Source organism: Mycobacterium paraterrae (assembly GCF_022430545.2).
Taxonomy (GTDB): Bacteria; Actinomycetota; Actinomycetes; order Mycobacteriales; family Mycobacteriaceae; genus Mycobacterium; species Mycobacterium paraterrae.
Genome location: NZ_CP092488.2, coordinates 506,561 through 524,459, shown reverse-complemented (window position 1 = coordinate 524,459; position 17,899 = coordinate 506,561). Strand labels below are relative to the sequence as shown.

General features: G+C 66.5%; 21 protein-coding genes. 11 read left to right on the top strand and 10 right to left on the bottom strand.

Annotated elements, in window-relative coordinates; genetic code table 11:
* Positions 1–43: 43 nt before the first annotated feature.
* From MKK62_RS02300 to MKK62_RS02290, 3 genes are read right to left on the bottom strand one after another with little or no spacing between them, the layout of a single operon-like run.
* Entirely contained in the window at positions 44–1,057 is a 1,014-nt protein-coding gene (locus tag MKK62_RS02300) for an NAD(P)/FAD-dependent oxidoreductase (RefSeq protein WP_240262595.1), read from the bottom strand.
* 19 nt (positions 1,058–1,076) lie between these two features.
* A complete protein-coding gene (locus MKK62_RS02295) occupies positions 1,077–1,577 on the bottom strand; it encodes an isoprenylcysteine carboxyl methyltransferase family protein (RefSeq protein WP_240262596.1) in 501 nt (166 codons plus the stop codon).
* Positions 1,578–1,579: 2 nt separating this feature from the next.
* Entirely contained in the window at positions 1,580–2,650 is a 1,071-nt protein-coding gene (locus MKK62_RS02290; protein ID WP_240262597.1) for a type III polyketide synthase, read from the bottom strand.
* Positions 2,651–2,871: 221 nt separating this feature from the next.
* Here MKK62_RS02290 and MKK62_RS02285 point away from each other — a divergent pair, with 221 nt between their 5' ends.
* Both MKK62_RS02285 and MKK62_RS02280 read left to right on the top strand, forming a co-directional pair.
* Positions 2,872–4,014, top strand: coding sequence for an NAD(P)H-binding protein (locus tag MKK62_RS02285; protein ID WP_240262598.1), 1,143 nt, complete (start codon positions 2,872–2,874; stop codon positions 4,012–4,014).
* The gene (locus MKK62_RS02280; protein ID WP_240262599.1) at positions 4,007–4,726 is read left to right on the top strand and encodes a CPBP family intramembrane glutamic endopeptidase; all 720 of its coding nucleotides are present in this window, start codon (positions 4,007–4,009) and stop codon (positions 4,724–4,726) included. Before MKK62_RS02285 ends, MKK62_RS02280 begins: the two co-directional genes overlap by 8 nt.
* A 4-nt stretch (positions 4,727–4,730) precedes the next feature.
* Here MKK62_RS02280 and MKK62_RS02275 read toward each other — a convergent pair whose 3' ends face one another.
* Positions 4,731–5,543 carry an enoyl-CoA hydratase gene (locus tag MKK62_RS02275; RefSeq protein WP_240262600.1) on the bottom strand — a complete coding sequence of 271 codons (813 nt, stop codon included), beginning with the start codon at positions 5,541–5,543 and terminating at the stop codon, positions 4,731–4,733.
* Between the two features lie 297 nt (positions 5,544–5,840).
* On the opposite strand from MKK62_RS02275, the gene MKK62_RS02270 reads away from it, so the two are divergent.
* Entirely contained in the window at positions 5,841–6,914 is a 1,074-nt protein-coding gene (locus tag MKK62_RS02270; protein WP_240262601.1) for a CaiB/BaiF CoA transferase family protein, read from the top strand.
* A 186-nt stretch (positions 6,915–7,100) separates the two neighbouring features.
* Here MKK62_RS02270 and MKK62_RS02265 read toward each other — a convergent pair whose 3' ends face one another.
* The gene (locus MKK62_RS02265) at positions 7,101–7,232 is read right to left on the bottom strand and encodes a hypothetical protein (protein WP_260060465.1); all 132 of its coding nucleotides are present in this window, start codon (positions 7,230–7,232) and stop codon (positions 7,101–7,103) included.
* Positions 7,233–7,544: 312 nt separating this feature from the next.
* Between MKK62_RS02265 and MKK62_RS02260 the strand changes: the two genes are divergently transcribed.
* Genes MKK62_RS02260 through MKK62_RS02250 form a run of 3 tightly spaced genes read left to right on the top strand, consistent with a single transcriptional unit; the run spans position 7,545 to position 11,283 of the window.
* The gene (locus MKK62_RS02260; RefSeq protein WP_240262602.1) at positions 7,545–9,920 is read left to right on the top strand and encodes an MMPL family transporter; all 2,376 of its coding nucleotides are present in this window, start codon (positions 7,545–7,547) and stop codon (positions 9,918–9,920) included.
* Entirely contained in the window at positions 9,910–10,605 is a 696-nt protein-coding gene (locus MKK62_RS02255; protein WP_240262603.1) for a TetR/AcrR family transcriptional regulator, read from the top strand. The genes MKK62_RS02260 and MKK62_RS02255 overlap by 11 nt, the downstream gene beginning before the upstream one ends.
* 24 nt (positions 10,606–10,629) lie before the next feature.
* On the top strand, positions 10,630–11,283 hold the full coding sequence (locus MKK62_RS02250) for a class I SAM-dependent methyltransferase (RefSeq protein WP_240262604.1): 654 nt from the start codon (positions 10,630–10,632) through the stop codon (positions 11,281–11,283).
* Here the strand turns inward: MKK62_RS02250 and MKK62_RS02245 are convergent.
* On the bottom strand, positions 11,280–11,993 hold the full coding sequence (locus MKK62_RS02245) for an NAD-dependent deacylase (RefSeq protein ID WP_240262605.1): 714 nt from the start codon (positions 11,991–11,993) through the stop codon (positions 11,280–11,282). The two genes, MKK62_RS02250 and MKK62_RS02245, sit on opposite strands and share 4 nt — an antisense overlap.
* 37 nt (positions 11,994–12,030) lie before the next feature.
* Between MKK62_RS02245 and MKK62_RS02240 the strand changes: the two genes are divergently transcribed.
* Positions 12,031–12,396, top strand: a complete 366-nt coding sequence (locus tag MKK62_RS02240; RefSeq protein WP_240262606.1) for an Rv1152 family transcriptional regulator — start codon at positions 12,031–12,033, stop codon at positions 12,394–12,396.
* Here MKK62_RS02240 and MKK62_RS02235 read toward each other — a convergent pair.
* Positions 12,381–12,923: a DUF1697 domain-containing protein gene (locus MKK62_RS02235; protein WP_240262607.1), complete on the bottom strand. Its 543-nt coding sequence runs from the start codon at positions 12,921–12,923 to the stop codon at positions 12,381–12,383. The two genes, MKK62_RS02240 and MKK62_RS02235, sit on opposite strands and share 16 nt — an antisense overlap.
* Positions 12,924–12,970: 47 nt before the next feature.
* On the opposite strand from MKK62_RS02235, the gene MKK62_RS02230 reads away from it, so the two are divergent.
* Together MKK62_RS02230 and MKK62_RS02225 are read left to right on the top strand one after the other, a co-directional pair.
* Positions 12,971–13,414: a PPOX class F420-dependent oxidoreductase gene (locus tag MKK62_RS02230; RefSeq protein ID WP_240262608.1), complete on the top strand. Its 444-nt coding sequence runs from the start codon at positions 12,971–12,973 to the stop codon at positions 13,412–13,414.
* A gap of 38 nt (positions 13,415–13,452) precedes the next feature.
* Positions 13,453–13,626: a DUF5302 domain-containing protein gene (locus tag MKK62_RS02225; RefSeq protein WP_240262609.1), complete on the top strand. Its 174-nt coding sequence runs from the start codon at positions 13,453–13,455 to the stop codon at positions 13,624–13,626.
* Positions 13,627–13,645: 19 nt separating this feature from the next.
* Here MKK62_RS02225 and MKK62_RS02220 read toward each other — a convergent pair whose 3' ends face one another.
* Positions 13,646–14,632 carry a hypothetical protein gene (locus MKK62_RS02220; protein ID WP_240262610.1) on the bottom strand — a complete coding sequence of 329 codons (987 nt, stop codon included), beginning with the start codon at positions 14,630–14,632 and terminating at the stop codon, positions 13,646–13,648.
* A gap of 96 nt (positions 14,633–14,728) precedes the next feature.
* A complete protein-coding gene (locus MKK62_RS02215) occupies positions 14,729–15,805 on the bottom strand; it encodes a hypothetical protein (protein WP_240262611.1) in 1,077 nt (358 codons plus the stop codon).
* A 138-nt stretch (positions 15,806–15,943) separates the two neighbouring features.
* On the opposite strand from MKK62_RS02215, the gene MKK62_RS02210 reads away from it, so the two are divergent.
* Both MKK62_RS02210 and MKK62_RS02205 read left to right on the top strand, forming a co-directional pair.
* On the top strand, positions 15,944–16,543 hold the full coding sequence (locus MKK62_RS02210) for an HhH-GPD-type base excision DNA repair protein (protein ID WP_240262612.1): 600 nt from the start codon (positions 15,944–15,946) through the stop codon (positions 16,541–16,543).
* The gene (locus tag MKK62_RS02205; RefSeq protein WP_067334757.1) at positions 16,540–16,686 is read left to right on the top strand and encodes a DUF1059 domain-containing protein; all 147 of its coding nucleotides are present in this window, start codon (positions 16,540–16,542) and stop codon (positions 16,684–16,686) included. Before MKK62_RS02210 ends, MKK62_RS02205 begins: the two co-directional genes overlap by 4 nt.
* 186 nt (positions 16,687–16,872) lie before the next feature.
* Here the strand turns inward: MKK62_RS02205 and MKK62_RS02200 are convergent, their stop codons facing one another.
* Positions 16,873–17,868, bottom strand: coding sequence for an Rv1157c family protein (locus MKK62_RS02200; RefSeq protein ID WP_240262613.1), 996 nt, complete (start codon positions 17,866–17,868; stop codon positions 16,873–16,875).
* Positions 17,869–17,899: the final 31 nt, after the last annotated feature.

Genomic DNA, 17,899 nt, shown 5'->3' with positions numbered 1-17,899 from the left:
GCGTAGCCGGGCGCCGCGGGTCGCCGTCGATAGATACGAAAGCTCAGCGCGCCAACGTATTCACCGCGAGGTCGAATACAGCGGGCAGCTTCGAAGTCGCCGGAACGACCGCGCGACGCCCGACGCGTGACGCTGTGGTCAACACGAGAGCGCGGGTGAGCAGTCGGTAATCGCGCGTGATCCGCCGCCAAGTCGCTTCGTAAGACGACGGATTGCCGTCGACGATCGCGGCGACCACCGCGCGGGCCTGCTTGACGGCCAGGCTGACGCCCTCGCCGGTCAGCGCGTCCTCATATCCCGCGGCGTCGCCGACCAGGAGCACGCGTCCGGCCACCCTTCGCGAAACCACTTGCCGCAGTGGGCCACAGCCGCGGGCCCGGGTCCTCGGAGCGCCACGCAGCCGCTTCGCGAGTCGTGGGAACCAGTCGAGGTCAGGTTGCCCGCTCGACAGAATCGCGACGCCGACCAGGTCGGGCTCGACCGGTGTCACGTAGGCCTCGCCCAGCGGTGACCAGTACACTTCGACGAAATCCGACCACGCCGGCAGGGAGAAATGCCAGCGCACGCCGTAGCGCCGCGGTGTTCCGGCGACCGCGCCGATCCCGACTGCCGACCGCACGTGGGAGTGCAGTCCGTCGGCGGCCACCAGCCATCGGGCCCGAAGACCGCCGGCCGTGACGCCGGTCGCGTCCTGCGAGACATCGGTGATCCGGATCGAAACCCATTCGGTGTCTTGTTCTTTGGCGCGAGCGGCCATCGCGGCGTGCAGCGTGGTGCGCCGTACGCCGCGACCAGGCCCGCCGCGGAACAGGGCCTCCGCACGTCGGCGCTCGTCGAGGTAGGCGATGCCGCGAAAGGGGAGGCCCGCCGGGTCGACACCCAGCGCCGTCAGCTCGGCTAGGCCGCCGGGCATCAAGCCCTCACCGCAGGCCTTGTCCACCGGGGTCTCCCGCGGTTCGGCCACGATCACCGAAAGCCCTTGCCGGCGAGCGTGTAACGCGGTGGCGAGCCCACCGGGTCCGCCGCCGACGATCAGCAGATCAGCGTCGTACGTCATTTCGGATCGACGGTGCGCGTCACGCGTAGCCCAACGCTGCGTTCTCTACCCGGATCCGTACCGTGAGCAGCAGCGCGTTGGCCACCGTGAAGCACAGCGCGGTCAGCCAGGCGGTGTGGATCAGCGGCAGCGCGAAGCCCTCGACGACGACGGCCACGTAGTTGGGGTGGTGCAACCAACGGTAGGGTCCCTGACGCACTAACGGCGCCTCGGGCAGCACGATCACCAACGTGTTCCACCGATGCCCCAACGTTGTGATGCACCACCACCGCAGCACCTGGGTCAGCACGGCCAACGCCAGCATCGGCCAGCCCAACCACGGGAGAAACGGCCGGTGCAGCGCCCACACCTCGAGGACGCACCCGAGCAGTAGCGCGGTGTGGATAGTAACCATCACCGGGTAGTGGTTGCGCCCGAATTCCTTGCCGCCGTTGGCAAAAGCCCACCGGGCATTGCGCTTGGAAACGACCAGCTCGGCCACGCGCTCGATCCCCACAGCCAGGATCAGCAGGTAGTACACGGCTACCAACCGAGCAGGACGAGTTCTGAGCAGAACGCCGGGCCCATCGCGATCATCAATCCGAAAGACCCAGGCGCCGGCGGCTGGGCCAGGTTCCGGCTGAGCACGTCGAGCACCGACACCGACGACAGATTCGCGTTCTCGCGCAACGAGTTACGAGTGTGGTCCATGGCGTGTACGGGCAGGTCCAGGGTGTTTTCGATGGCCTCGATGACCTTCGGCCCGCCGGGGTGACAGACCCACGTCGAGATGTCGTCTGGAGTGAGCCCGTGTTCGGCCAGGAAGTTGCGGACGTCTTCGCCGACATACTTCTCGGCGACGGTCGCCACCTCGGTGGAGAGCTTGATCTTGAAACCGTTGCTGCCGATGTCCCAGCCCATCACGTCTTCGGTTTCGGGGTAGATCCGGCTGCGGGTGTCCAGCACCCGGGGACCGGTCGAGGTTCGTGCCGCTCCTTTGGCGACGACGGCGGCCGCACCATCGCCGAACAGGCTGGCCGCCACCAAGTTAGCCACCGAGAGGTCATCCCGCTGCAGGGTCAGCGAGCACAGTTCGACGGCGAGCAGCACCGACACCTGCTTCGGGAACGCCCGCAGATAGTCGTGCATGCGGGCGACGCCTGCGGCGCCGGCCACACAACCCAAACCGAACAGCGGCACCCGCTTCACGTCGGGGCGCAGCCCGAGTCGATTCGCCAACCGGGCTTCCAGGGTGGGCACTGCCAACCCGGTCACCGTGGTCGAGAACACGACGTCGACGTCTTCGGGCTTGACCTCGGCGGAGTCCAACGCCGCGAGGATGGCACGCTCGCCGAGCGTCAGCGCCGTCTCGATGAAGATGTCGTTGGCTTCGGTGAACCCGGTCAGCGTGCCATAGTTGGCCAGCGGCATGGCAATTCGGCGTTTCTCCACTCCCGCGCTGGCGCCGAAACGCTCGAAGTCTGGGCCACCGAATCCGGTGAGGCCGGACATGGCTTCGGCCTGACTGACTTGATACGGCGGGAATTCGACCGCGACGGCCGCGATGGACGGGGCCGGCGTCGTGTCGCCAGTTATCTCTTGCAATTCAGACACCCCTTGCAATTAGGCGAATACCGGGCGTGTTCGCTCACATGGGTCACGATCTGACGCTCGCGTTAGTTCAATCCGGATAGTTGGAACCTAACCACAGAACCCTGGACCGTGGCACCCGTCGCCGCGACGCCGACTTGTGACAACGGCCACGCCGGTTTGCCGGACGGCGGGGCGGGGCAACTTCTACTAGCCAATGCCCCCGCGATCGGTAGGTGGAGAGTGTGCGAATCCTGGTGACCGGCGCGACAGGATATGTAGGGTCACGGCTGGTCACAGCGTTGCTCGGAGCCGGACATCGCGTGGTGGCGGCGACCCGCAACCCGGCCCGGCTCGCCAGGTTCGGCTGGCACGACGACGTGCTGCCGGTCGAGTTCGACGCCACCGACGCCGACTCCGTGAAGGCGGCGATGGTCGAAAGCGGACCGATCGATGTCATCTACTACCTGGTGCACGCGATCGGGCAGCCCGAATTTCGCGACGTCGACCGGGCGGCGGCCGGAAATGTCGCCGCCGCTGCCAAGGACGCCGGCGTACGGCGCATCGTGTACCTCGGCGGCTTCGTCCCGTGCGACGAGGGCCTGTCCGAGCACCTGACCAGTCGTGCCGAAGTCGCCGAGGCGCTGAGCATCGACGGCGGGCCCGAACTGGTCTGGCTAGGCGCCGCGGTCATCTTCGGCGCGGGGTCGACGTCATTCGAGATGCTGCGCTATGTCGCCGACCGCTTCCCGGTGATTCCGGTGCCGGCGTGGATGAGCAACCCGATCGACCCGATCTCGATCCGCGATGTCCTGCATTATCTCGTGGCGGCGGCCGACTCCGACCTGGTTCCGGCCGGCGCGTATGACATCGCCGGCCCGGACACCACGTCGTATCGCGAGCTGCTCAGGAGCTACGCGCGGATCAGCGGTACCTGGCAGGCCGGTCTGCCGGTCTGGGGTATCGACACCACGCTGGCATCGTGGGTGACCGCGCTCGCTTTGCCGGTGCCGGACGGCCTGGCGGCCGATCTGGTCGAGTCACTCGACTATCCGATGCGGGCCAGCGGTAGCGGACTGCGCGAGCTGGTTCCCGACCCGCCGGGCGGTCTGCTGTCGATCGACGAGGCGATCCGGCGCTCGTTGTCGAAGCGCAAGCCACGGCCTGTCGATCGGCTCGCCGACCCACATCATCTCGCCGACAGCGATCCGGCCTGGGCGGGCGGCGACGCGCTGCGGTTGCGGCGGCTGGCGTGTGCCGTCACTCCGGCGATCGCCCGGCCCGGTCTGGGCTTGGTCGACATCATGCCCGGTCCGATCGCCGGGGCGCTCCGGACGGCACTGGAGATCTTGATCACGCTCGCGCCGAAAGTGCGATTAGATGAGTGACGTGAATTCCCAGCCCAGCGCTTTGGAAGAGATTCGGCGCGGAATCGTCAATGTCGCTGTGCCGCACAACGAACCGCCCGGCGTCGTGCGCCGCCGGCGAGTGGTGGTCGCGGTGGTGCTGGTGCTCGGCGTCGCCTCGTTAGGCCTGGCTTTGAGAGAGCGTCCCGGCGAACCGGCGTTCTACTGGTGGACGTTGGCCCTGGCCGGCATCTGGGCGGCAGGCGCGTTTCTCTCCGGACCGCTGCATCTCGGCGGCGCGTGCTGGCGCGGCCGCAACCAGCGCCCAGTGGTCAGCGGTACGACGATCGGACTGCTGCTCGGCGGCGTGTTCATCGTCGGCGGTCTGATCGTTCGCGAGATTCCGGCGGTGGCAGGCTACGTCACGCGGTTGCTGCACTACACCGATCAGGGGTCCTGGCGGTTGACGATGGCGATCGCGCTGCTGGCCGCCGTGGGTGAAGAGTTGTTTTACCGTGGGGCGCTCTACACCGCGCTGGGACGCCATCACCCGTTGCTGATTTCGACCACGATTTATGTCATCGCGACCTGGGCCAGCAGCCAGAACCCCATGCTCGCGTTCGCGGCGATCATCCTCGGCACGGTCTGCGCGTTCGAGCGCCGGGCCACCGGTGGTGTGTTGGCGCCGATCCTGACTCACTTCGTCTGGACGCTGGTCGTCCTGCTGGGTCTTCCGCCGCTGTTCGGGTTGTGAGCCGCTAGCTATCGGTGAACGCGGGGCTCCGCCGCTGCTGGAACGCCCGTGCTCCTTCGCGAAAGTCGTGCGAGTTGAGCAGAATCGACTGACCTTCGAGCTCCCGTTGCAGTGTCGGCTCCAACTCGGTCAACGTGGCGGCGTTGATCGCCTGCTTGGTCTTGGCGAACGCCACCACCGGTCCGGACAGCAGGCCGGAGACCACCTTGTCGACCTCGGCCTCGAATTCGTCGACCGGGTAGACCGCGCTGATCAGTCCGGCGGCCAGCGCGTCGGCGGCGGGCAGTCGCTCGGCCAGCAGTGCCATCCGCATCGCGCCGATCCGGCCGATCGCGGCTGCGATCAGCGCCGAAGCGCCGCCGTCGGGCATCAGCCCGATCTTGGTGAAGGCGAGCATGAAGAACGCCTTCTCCGAAGCCAATACCAAGTCACAGGCCAAGGCGATGGATACCCCGACACCCGCGGCGGCACCCTGAACCACAGCGACGACGGGGCGTGGCAGCGCGGTGATCGCCCGCACCACCCGGTTGGCCGCCATGATCAGCTCGTCGCCGGGACCGGTGCCGGCCACGTCGTCGGCGCTCATGCCCGCTCCGGAGCAAAAGCCCCGGCCGGCGCCGCCGAGGCGGACGACTTTCACGCGCGGATCATGGGCCGCCTGCTCCATCGCGTCGGCGAGTCCCTCGAACACCGGCAGCGTCAACGAGTTCAGGCTGTCCGGGCGGTCGATCGTCACCGACAGCACGCCGTCGGCGAGGCTGACGACCAGTCCGTCGACGGGTGCGAGGGCGTCGATCCCGGAATCGATAGCGGTCATGGATTGACTGTAGTGCGGTGGCGACCCGCCGCGCCCGGCTGTGCGCGCTTGCGATCGCCACGGAATATGGTGGCGACCCGCCGCGCCCGGCTGTGCCGCGCTTGCGATCGCCACGGAATATGGTGGCGACCCGCCGCGCCCGGCTGTGCCGCGCTTGCGATCGCCACGAAGCCACCGGGTTGCAACGGTGTTGCGGATGACTGCCATGATGCTCGTAAATACGGTGTCGACCCGCATCGCCCGGCTACGCCGCGCTCGCGATCGCCACGGGGACAGGTGTCGACAAGGAGGTCGCAAATGGCAGGTCCGCTGACAGGTTTGCGAGTAATCGAGCTCGCCGGGATCGGGCCCGGCCCGCACGCCGCGATGATTCTGGGCGATCTTGGCGCCGACGTGGTCCGCGTCGACCGGCCGGGCGCCAGCGGCTCCGACCCGATGTTGCGCAACCGCCGGTTCGTCATCGCCGACCTCAAGTCCGACGAGGGCCGCGATCTGGTGCTCAAGCTCGTCGCGAAGGCCGACGTGCTGATCGAGGGTTACCGGCCGGGCGTCACCGAACGGATGGGACTGGGCCCGGACGACTGCGCGAAGGTCAACGAGCGGTTGATCTACGGCCGGATGACCGGCTGGGGGCAGACCGGCCCGCGCAGTAAGCAGGCGGGCCACGACATCAACTACATCTCGCTGAACGGCGTGCTGCACGCGATCGGCCGGGCGGGCGAGAAGCCGGTGCCGCCGCTGAACCTGGTCGGTGACTTCGGGGGCGGGTCGATGTTCTTGCTGCTCGGCATCCTCTCGGCGCTGTTCGAGCGGCAGACCTCCGGCAAGGGTCAGGTCGTCGACGCAGCCATGATCGACGGATCCTCGGTGCTGGTGCAGATGATGTGGGGGATGCGCGCCCTCGGGCTCTGGACCGACGAGCGCGGCACCAACATGCTCGACACCGGAGCGCCCTATTACGACACCTACGAATGCGCCGACGGCCGCTACGTTTCGGTGGGCGCAATCGAGCCGCAGTTCTACGCCGAGATGCTGGCCGGCCTGGGGCTGAACCCCGAGGACCTGCCTGGGCAGAACGATCGCAGCCGCTGGCCCGAGCTGCGGGCGGCCTTTACACAGGCGTTCGCCGGCAAGGACCGCGACCACTGGGCCAAGGTCTTCGCCGACTCCGATGCCTGTGTAACACCGGTGTTGGCGTTCGGGGAGGTCGAGACCGAGCCGCACATTACCGAGCGCAACACCTTCTATCAGGCGGGCAACGGGCTGCAGCCGCTGCCCGCGCCGCGGTTCTCCCGCTCCCAGCCGGGCCGGCCTAAGCCGCCGGGCCAGCCCGGAGCCGACACCGAGGCCGTCGTGGCCGACTGGGTATAGATGCCTCGAGAGTCGACACGCGGGACCAAACGGTCAGAGTTTTGCGACAAGTAGACGTTCGAGCCAACGCCATGAGCAGAAAAGCCCCCGCCGACGCGGGGGCTTTTTGCTTGTTCGTGTAACGCCGAAGCTCACGATCGCTTCGAGGAAGCCACGCTCGCGAACGGCGGGCGTGGGTCGCGGGGACTAGCTCGCGGTGGGCAGCAAATGCCCATCCTCGAGTTGCTCCGAGCACTCACCCTCGACCAGGAAGTCACCGTGGTAGAGAGCCTCGAAATCCACTTTGATCACGTCGGCACTGGAGTCATCGATCCACATGTAGATGAGCGTATGGGCGTCGTTTAAGGAATCTTTGAGTCACGATTCGGAAAACGTTGGCAATTGTTACCGACAAGTAAGCCCACAGTGAGGGGCTGCCCACCGGACGGGGGATCCGGATGGTTGGAACAGGCCTATTGGGCAGACGTGTAACCGCATATGCTCCGCAAATGTCCTGGTTGTCGGGAGCCGCGTTGAACTTTCGCGGGTATCCGTCTCGTTCCTCCGGTGAGGCGTTGATGACGCGCCCGGACGTTGCGTAGGTAACTTATCGCTGATAAGTTACCTACGGTATTGAACCGGAGGACACCCATGTTGCAGCGGATCGCACTCTTTGCCCTTGCTGGGCCCAGGCGCATAGTCGCAGCCGCTGTCCTGGTCTTCGTGGCGGCGGCGGTCTTTGGACTTCCCGTGGCCAAGAGTTTGTCCGCCGGCGGTTTCCAAGATCCGGCCTCGGAGTCAGCGCAGGCGACCAAGCTGCTCTCCGACAAGTTCGGGCAAAGCGATCAACAGCTGGTTTTGGTGATCACCGCGCCGGCCGGGGCGCAAAGCGAGCAGGCGCGCAGTGCCGCCGTCGACATCGTCAACCAGGTCCAACGCTCCGACGGGGTCTACAACGTCGTCTCGGCATGGACGGGCCCGGGTGCGGCCGCCAGTCCTTCCCACTTGACCGCCGACCTGGTGAGCCGAGACGGCAAGTCCGGACTGGTCGTGGCGAACCTCAAGGGCGGCGAGAACACTGCGCAGATCTACGCCAAGCAGATCGCGTCCCGCGTTGTGCACGACCGCGACGGCGTCACGGTTCGTGCTGGCGGAGTGGCGATGGTTTACAGCCAGATCAACCATCAGAACGAGCGCGACCTGTTGCTGATGGAGTCGCTGGCAATCCCGCTCAGCTTCCTGGTGCTGGTCTGGGTGTTCGGCGGCCTGCTGACCGCGGCGTTGCCGATCTGCCTGGGCGGCCTGGCCATCGTGGGCTCAATGTCCGTGTTGCGATTGATCAGCTTCGGCACCGACGTGTCGACCTATGCGCTGAATCTGAGCAGCGCGCTGGGCTTGGCACTGGCGATCGATTACACCCTGTTGATCATCAGTCGTTACCGCGACGAGTTGGCCGACGGCAGTGCGCCGGACGAGGCCCTGGTCCGAACTATGGCCACCGCGGGCCGCACGGTGCTGTTCTCGGCGACCACCGTGGCGTTGTCGATGGCCGTGCTGGTGCTGTTCCCGATGTACTTCCTCAAGTCGTTCGCTTACGCCGGGGTGGCGACCGTCGCTTTTGTCGCGGTGGCCGCGATCGTGGTGACACCGGCGGCGATCGTGTTGCTCGGCCCGCGACTCGACGCGCTGGACGTGCGTCGGCTCGGGCGCCGGGTTTTCGGTCGGCCTGACCCCGGGCCCAAGCCGGTCGAGCGATTGTTCTGGTACCGGTCGACCAAGTTTGTGACGCGGCGGGCGGTGCCGATCGGTCTGGCGGTGGTCGCGTTGCTGTCGGTGTTGGGACTTCCGTTCTTCGGCGTGAAATGGGGAATGCCCGACGATCGGGTGCTGCCGACGTCGGCGTCGGCACACGCAGTGGGCGACCAACTGCGTCACGATTTCGCTGATGACTCGGCGACTGCGGTGTCTGTAGTCGTCCCGGATGTTCGAGGGGTGCGTCCGGGCGACCTCAGCCGCTACGCCGCTGACCTGTCACGGCTGGCCGACGTCTCGGCCGTCTCGGCGCCCACTGGCACGTTCGTGGCTGGCAAACAGGTGGGCCCGCCCTCGGCGGCCACCGGAGTGGACAAGGGCAGCGCGTTCTTGACGGTGGCCAGCAAGGCGCCACTGTTCTCGACCGCGTCCGACACGCAACTCGACCGGCTGCACGCTGTGCCCGGTCCGGCGGGTCAGCCGGTTCAGCTGGCCGGGATGGCCCAGATCAACCGCGACAGCGTGCACGCCATCATCGCCCGGCTGCCCTTGGTGCTCGGTCTGATCGGCGCTATCACGTTCGCGCTGTTGTTCTTGCTCACCGGCAGTGTGCTGCTGCCGCTGAAAGCGTTGGTGTGCAACGTTTTATCGCTGACGGCAGCATTCGGTGCACTGGTGTGGATCTTCCAAGACGGCCACCTCGGAGCGATGGGCACCACGCAGAGCGGCACGCTGGTGGCCAACATCCCGGTGCTGTTGTTCTGTGTCGCCTTCGGTCTGTCGATGGACTACGAGGTCTTCCTGGTCTCCAGAATCCGCGAGTACTGGCTGACCGCGGTGGCGTCGCATCCGGTTCCCCCGGACCACCGCACCCAGCGCGCCGACAATGACGAGGCGGTGGCGCTCGGGCTGGCTCGCACCGGCCGCGTCGTCACTGCCGCCGCGCTGGTCATGTCCATCTCGTTTGCGGCGCTGATCGCTGCGCAGGTGTCCTTCATGCGTATGTTCGGCACCGGGTTGACCCTGGCCGTGTTGGCCGATGCCACGCTGGTACGGATGGTGTTGGTGCCGGCGTTCATGCACGTGTTGGGCCGCTGGAGTTGGTGGGCGCCCAAGCCGCTGGCATGGCTGCACGAACGATTCGGGATCAGCGAGTCAGACCCGGTGGCTCCGCCGGCGACCGCCGACCCGGCGGCCGGACGTCACCGCCGAACCGACCAGGATCCGGCCGAAGCCGCCGCCTACACCGCCGCGACGGTCGCTGATGGCAGCTGACCCGTCCGTCTTGCGCAGGCGGCGCGCGCCGCGCGGATCCGGTGATCTGTTGCGCGACGAAATCCTCGACGCCGCAACCGAACTTCTCCTCGACATCGGGCAGGCCAAAGCCGTGTCTATTCGGTCGGTCGCCGAACGCGTCGGCGTGACGCCACCGTCGATCTACCTGCACTTCCAGGACAAGGATGCGCTGCTGGACGCGGTGTGTGCCCGATATTTCGAGAAGCTCGAGGAGGAGATGGAGCGGGTGTCCGTCGGACAGTCGGACACGGTCGAGATTCTGCGGGCGCAGGGGCTGGCATACGTCCGGTTCGCCACTGAGAATCCCGAGCTGTACCGGATCGCGACGATGAGCGAGTGGAAGTCGGACAGCCATGTCGACGCGGCGCTTGCTAGTTCGGCGTTCGAGCACATCTGTGCAACCGTCAAGGCGTTGATAGCCGAGGGCATACTTCCCGCCGGCGACGCGAGCGACATCGCTCTGGAACTGTGGAGTGCCGCCCACGGTGTGGCCGCGCTGCTGATCGCCAAGCCGCACTTGCCGTTCGGCGATGCCGAGGCGTTCGCCGACCGGGTGCTGCGCGCCGTTTTCTCCGGGCATATGGTGGCGGGGCTGGTCGGCGCCGACGCCACCCCGCAACAGGTGGTGGAACGGTTGACGGCGCTTGGATCGCAGCGACACTAGCGACCGCTCGAAAGGCTGGTAGGTATGGCGTCTCCCGCGGACACCGTTCACCACCCGTTCTTCGCCCGGGTCTGGCCGGCGATCGCCGCCCACGAGACCGAGCAGATGCGCCAATCCCGCAGGGAGAACCTGGCAGGGTTGGCCGGCCGGGTTCTCGAGGTCGGCGCCGGTACCGGAACCAACTTCGCGTTCTATCCGGACACCGTCGAGCACGTCGTGGCCATCGAGCCCGAGCCGCGTCTGGTCGAGCGGGCCCGGGGCGCCGCCACGACGGCACCCGTGCCGGTCGAGGTCACCAATCGGACGATCGAGAGTTTCTCGGCCGACCAGCCATTCGACGCGGTCGTATGCTCGCTGGTGCTGTGCTCGGTCGCTGAGCCTGATTCGGTTGTGCGGCAGGTTTTTTCGCTGCTGAAGCCGGGCGGTGAGCTGCGCTACCTGGAGCATGTGGCCAGCAGGGGAGTCCGGGGCGGATTGCAGAGATTTGTCGACGCGACGACGCTGTGGCCGAGGTTGGCGGGCAATTGCCACGCGCATCGTGACACCGAGGCGACGATCCGGGCCGCGGGGTTCGCAGTGGACCGCACCCTAACGCAGCACGCGTTGCCGGCGTGGGCGCCGCTGCCGGTGTCGGAATTCGTGATAGGGCGGGCGCGCCGCCCGGCGAACCCGATCTAGTTCAGCAGGGCGGGCAGTCGTTGCAACAGCGACGGCAGCGCTGTGCTGGCTGATTCGCGCATCGTGATCGTGGCACTGTCGGAGAGCGGTGTCGGCTCGGGATTGACCTCGACGACCACGATTCCACGCGCCAATGCCGCCTCCGGCAAGCTCGCCGCCGGGTAGACGATGCTCGATGTTCCCACTACGACCAGCACGTCGGCGTTGGTCGTCGCCTCGACGGCGTGCTGCCACGGTGCCTCGGGTAGCGGCTCGCCGAACCATACGATGTCCGGCCGGATCAGGCCGCCGCAGTCGCAGACCGGCGGTTCGACTTCCAATGCGGGCTCGGTCATTTCGGGCAAATTACCCGTGTAGGGCAAACCGCAAGTGGCGCAACGAAATTCGTATAGGCTGCCGTGCAAGTGATGCACGGGCGAGCTGCCCGCGCGCTCGTGTAGATTGTCGACGTTTTGGGTGACGACGCTGACCTCGGCGTGGTTCTGCCACGCGGCGACGGCGCGGTGCCCGGCGTTGGGTTCGACGGTGCCGCACAGATAATGCCGCCACAGATACCAGCCCCAGACCCGTTCGGGGTTGCGCTCCCAGCCTTGGACGCTGGACAGCTCGTAGGGATCGAACTTGGCCCAGAGCCCGTTTTTGTCGTCGCGGAAGGTCGGCACGCCGCTTTCCGCAGAGATGCCCGCGCCAGACAGCACCGTGATCCGCACCTCACCAAGATAGCTGGACTACGGGATACTTGGCGCCGTGGAGTTGCACGAGTGGCTGCAGGTCGACGGGCGGGCGGATCGTCCGCTGTTCGACCAGCTTCGCACTCAGATCATCGAGGCGATTCGCGCCGGCACCCTGGCGCCCGGCGCGCGGTTGCCGACGGTGCGTGAGTTGGCCGGTGAACTTGGCCTCGCCGTCAACACCGTGGCCCGGGCATACCGCGAACTGGAGGCGGCCGGCATCGTCGAAACCCGCGGCCGCTTCGGCACATTCGTCGCCCGGGCCGACCCGGCGGACACCGCGATGGCCGCCGCGGCCGCGGCCTATCTGGACGTCGCGCGCGGGCTGGGACTGGGCAAGGCCGAGGCGCTGCGCTACCTGGAGACCTACGTCGCCGACTGAGCAGCGGCCAGCACCTTGACCAGGGTGCGCAGGTTACGGGTGGTGGTCGTCGACTTGTATTTCTTCTTGCCCATCGTCTTGCCGATAGTGCTGTCGAGTGTCTTTCCCTTGGCGACTTGCCAATAGATCACCCTGGCGGACTTCGGGCCGCGCTCGATCTTCTCGGCACCAGCGGGAGCGAGCGCCGCCAACTCGTCCAGCACCGCACCGTCGCTGACGAGCGTGACGTAGGACTGGTATCCGTCCACCTCGGCCTCGAACGGATATCGGTCGACGATCGACTGCAACTCGGTGATCGGATAGACCAGCACCCACGCGTCATATCCGAATCGCTCGCGCAGCGCCTTCTCTGCGACCGTCCGAACGTCCGCCGCACTTTTGGCCGACGTCAGTGTCACGTTGCCGGTCGCCAGGATCGTACGCACCTCATCGAAGCCGGCATCGGTCAACGTGGTTGCCACGTCGGCCATTTTGAGGTTGACGCCGCCGACGTTGACGCCGCGCAGGAAGGCCGCGTAGTGGGTCATGGGCGCGATGGTAGCCACCTGAACGGACCGGGCCGTACGCTTTCGGCATGGGGCGCCAAGTCTTCGACGACAAGCTACTGGCCGTGATCGCGGACAACTCCCTCGGCGTGCTGGCCACGCTGAAGCGAGACGGGCGACCGCAGCTGTCGAACGTGTCGTATTACTTCGACGCCCGCAACACCACCATTCAGGTGTCGGTCACCGAGCCGCGGGCCAAAACCCGAAACTTGCGTCGCGACCCGCGGGCCTCGCTGCTCGTCAGCTCCGATGACGGGTGGTCGTATGCCGTCGCCGAGGGCACCGCGAGCTTGACCCCGCCCGCCGCCGCGCCGGACGACGACACCGTCGAGGCGCTGATTGCGTTGTACCGCAACATCGCCGGTGAGCACCCAGACTGGGACGATTACCGGCAGGCGATGGTCACCGACCGCCGAGTAGTGCTGACGCTGCCGATCGCGCACGTGTACGGCATGCCGCCGGGCGTGCGCTGAATCCCGCTGAATCGAGGTCGGGGCGCTAGGCTGCGGCTATGGCTGAAGCGAAGTCGGGGGCCGAAGACAACAAGCGCAAGTTCCGCGAAGCGCTCGAGCGCAAGAACGCCAAGTCGTCGGGCGGCGCGGACCACAAGGACGCCGGCGCCAAGGGTGCTCGAGCGCACGGCGCGGCCGGAAACCATCGGGAGTTCCGCCGCAAGAGCGGTTAACCGAGCCTGGACATGTCTGTCAGGCGGCCGGGCCGAACTTCTCGACCAGCGTGCGCCAGTCGGCTGCCGAGAGCACGTAGGCCGGCGGTTGCTTGACGGCCTGCGGGTAACCCGGCCAGGAGAATCGCTCCGCGTTGAGCGCGCAGCCGAAGCTCAGCGGCGGTAGCTCGGGCATCGCCAACGTCAGCACCGGCGTTCGCACGACGCGACTGGACTCCGCGTCGCGCGTCTCGTAGTTGAGCCGAGTTGCGGTGACACGGGAAATCGGGGCCGAGGCATCGACAGTGTGACTATCCGGCTCGATCACGCGCACCGTGTCGCGGTCGACGTCGACGAACAGTTGAGCTCGATTGAGCGAATTCACCAGTTTCTGTTTCCTCCGGAACGCGAACGGTCCCGTGTCGGCGATCGTCTGCGAGTTGGGGAACAGGATGCACCGAGTCGGTTCACCCGGCGCGGGTCCGCGCGCCGAGGCGCGCCCACCCAATCGAAGTAGTTCGTCGAAATCGGCGGCCGGCAGTCGGGCGTCGACCAGCGCAGTGGGCTCGGCGTCGAGTGGCGTAGTCGGCCCGATGCTGCGGTCCTGCCTGCCCAGCACGAACCGTCGACCCTCGGCGTGCAAGTGGAGTGCAACCCCGATGTTCGGCCACAGACCGAGCTTCGCGTCGGCGAGCGAGAACACCTCGCCCCGTGGACCGACGGTCACCTCGTCGCCGCTGACGGTGAGCACGTATTTCTGCCGAGACCGCCACAGAATGTAGACGCCGAAGACCGCGCTCAGGCCCAGCAGCACCGCGATGAAGTACAACCCGGTGTAGCGCGGGATGTCGGTCTTGGCGCCCCGCGACGTGTTCAACATCGTCGAGACGGCGAAGCCGACGAATGCCAGGAAAAACACCCAGCAGACGGCTCCCCAGATTTTGGTTCCCGTGATCCACGCGGTCGAGAACGCCTCGCGCGACGCGACGAATTTGCGTGCCGCGCCTGCTTCGTTGTTGACGCTCATGGTGCGGATCATCGCTCTCGCTCCGCCCATTGCACATCGGTCAACCGCCCTATTTCTGACGTTCGACAACTCTCGGCGGCTGAAAGCTGAGGCGTCCTAGCTGGCTGTGTCTTCCAGAAGCGGACTCAAGCCGAGCTTCTCGACGAGCACCAGCCAGTCGGCAATCGACACTTCGTACTCGGGTGGAGCATTGACCACCGGCTCGTCACGACTCCAGGAAAACCGGCGAGTGAACATTCCGGTGAAGCCGCGGCATCCAACGGTCAGCGGCGGCACGCCAGGCACGCACACGCTCATAGCTGCTGATCGCGAATAGTATTGTGACACAGCGTCAGTCGCGAGGCTTCGGAGCGACGGGATTAGATGTCGGCCGCCCAACTCGTAGGTAGCCGGTGACGCGTTCAGCCCGGACAGCGGTGCCGCCGCGATCTGTGTGTTGTCGTTCGCGTCGATCACTCGAATGCTTTCCTCGTCGACGTCGATGAACAGCTGCGGCTGCGCCAGCGATTGCTGCAAGCGTTGTCTCTTGCCGAATGCGAACGGTCCCATCGCCTGCATCTGCAGCGCGTTGGGGTAGAGCAGACACCGAGTTGTTCCCCCCGCTGAGGGAGCCTCCGTTGCTGACCCGTTCCAACGGCCACTCAACGACAGCAGCCTGTCGAAATCCGCCTCATGCAGCCAGGCGTCGACACACTGCACCGGCGGACCGTCGAGCGGCGTACCCGGGCCGATGAGCCGGCCCTGTCCACCCAGGCGAAACTGATGCGGGCCACTGTAAAGCTGAAGCGCCAGTCCCGACCTGACCCACAGACCCAACTGTGCATCGGCAAATGAGTAGACGGCCTCGCGCCGCCCGTCGATGATGATCCCGTCGCCGCTGACCTCGATCACGTACGTCCGGCGTGAACGACGCCAGACGCTGGTGTTGCTGACCACGCCAAGGACGACTACGACGCCGAAAAACCCGAACGTGACGAACGGCGCGAGGATCGGCAACGGCAGTCCGAGCGTGGGGCCCAACATCGTCACAGTCAGGAACCCGACGATCACAAAAAATCCGACTCTCCAGTACTTGCGGGCGTTCGGTCCAGAGGACTTCTCCCAAGCCGACCCGTAGGCCGAGCCCGTCGCCACGAATTGGTGTGACTTGATCGATCCATCGTCGATGCTCATGCCCGCAACTCTTCTTGCGAGGCGGGGCGCCCGCATCGGGGAAATTCCCCATATGTGTCGATTGACCGGCCTGCCATTCACTTACACGAGTCAGGTGTGATTGGCTGAATGGCAATTGGGTCGCTCGACGGAAGGAACATGTCGTTGACCGTGAAGCTATGCCTGGCGCAGGAGCCTGAGGCGGACCAACTGCTGGCCGATGATCCCCTTGCGCTGCTCATCGGGATGGTCCTCGATCAGCAGGTCACCTTCGAGACTGCGTTCGCCGGCCCCAAGAAGATCGCCGACCGGATGGGCAGTTTCAGCGCCGCCGAGATCGCCGACTACGACCCGGACAAGTTCGCTGCGTTGTGCTCGGAAAAGCCTGCGATTCACCGGTTCCCGGGCTCGATGGCCAAGCGGATCCAGACATTGGCGCAGATCGTGGTCGACCGTTACGACGGCGATGCGGCGGGCCTGTGGACCGCCGGTGATCCCGACGGACCGGAGTTGCTGCGACGGCTCAAGGGTCTGCCGGGCTTCGGAGAGCAGAAGGCGCAGATATTCCTGGCGCTGCTCGGCAAGCAGTACGGGGTGACACCCAAGGGTTGGCGGGCCGCCGCGGGAGATTTCGGCAAGGCCGGCAGTTACGTGTCGGTCGCTGACATCGCGGATGCACGCTCGATGGAAAAGGTTCGTTCGTACAAGAAGCAGATGAAGGCAGCCAAAAAGGCGACAACCGGGAAGGCGACATCGTGAAGACCCACCTGAACTGTCCGTGCGGCGAGGCGATCACCGGCAAAGACGAAGACGAATTGGTCGACCTGACGCAGGCCCACCTGGCCAGCGCGCACCCCGGTCTGGAGTATGACCGGGACGCGATTCTGTTCATGGCCTATTAGGGCCATGAACGATCGGCACGGTATGGCCTATTAGGGCCATGAACGATCGGCGCGGTATGGCCTATAGGGCCGTGAACGATCGGCACGGAATGGCCTATTAGGGCCGTGAAGAACCAGCACGGTACGGCCTACTGACGAAAAATCCGCCGGAGCCCGTGAGCCCCGGCGGATTTGGTCGTCTCTAGATCAGGGCACCACCGTCGAGCCGATGGTCGGCATGAACTGGCACTGCTTGTCCTTGGTGCTGACCTGACCGAAGATCGTCGACATGATGCTGCCCGAGCCGGTGTCAACGGTCGCGGTCAGCGTCGTCGGCCCCTGCGGGTTGATGTCGGCCTGCGGCTTGAGCGTCGCGCTGCCCGACTTGCCGGTGGTCAGGTTGACCCACGTGACGTTCAGCGGAAGTTTCTGCACATCGGCAGGTCCTGGCGTTCCTACGGCGGTGAACACGTAGGACGTTTGGCCGGCGGCGGGGCCCGGCGCGGGGATCTTGGCCGGGCCGGCGACCGAGAGCACGGGTGCCATCACGGTGCCGCCGTCGGTGCCGCAGTTGTTGCTGATCGACGGATACATGAAGTCCTGCGTGGGCGGGGCGTCCGGGCTGAATCCCGGCGCGGCGGCTTGGGGAGCCGCGGCTTGCGGCGCAGCAGCTTCGGGTGCCGGAGCCGGAGCGGAGGCCGCCGCGGGAGCGGGCGGTGTCGCCGCCGCTACCGGGACGGCGTTCGCCGGAGCGGCAGCGGGCGCCGGTGCCGGGGCTGCTGCGGGTGCGGGGCCCGCGGCGTGCACCGGATCGATCCCCGTCGGCAGGTGCGCCTGGGCGCCGGGCTCCACACCGGGCGGCACGACGTGCGCCGTCGACGCGGCATCGGGTGCTTGGGCGAATTGATTCACCGATGCCGCAACATTTTTCGATTCCTCCGGCGCCGATGGGTTTTTGCTGAACGCTTGTGCGGCGGCCATCAGCAATTGCGTGGCCTGCTCGGGGTTGCCGGCGGCCTGCTGGATGATCGGGCTCAGCTCGGTCAGAGCCGGCAGCGCGGGCAGACCCGGCAACTGCTGTGCGGGGACCGGCGCGGGCGGTGCCGCCGGGTCGGCTCCGGCGTTGGGGGACATGGCCAGTGCGGCGCTGGATGCGATGGCCGTGGCGGTAAGGGCGTAGATCAGGTTCCGTGCGATGTTCATGGTGTCCTCCCAGTCGTCGACGTTTGTGGTG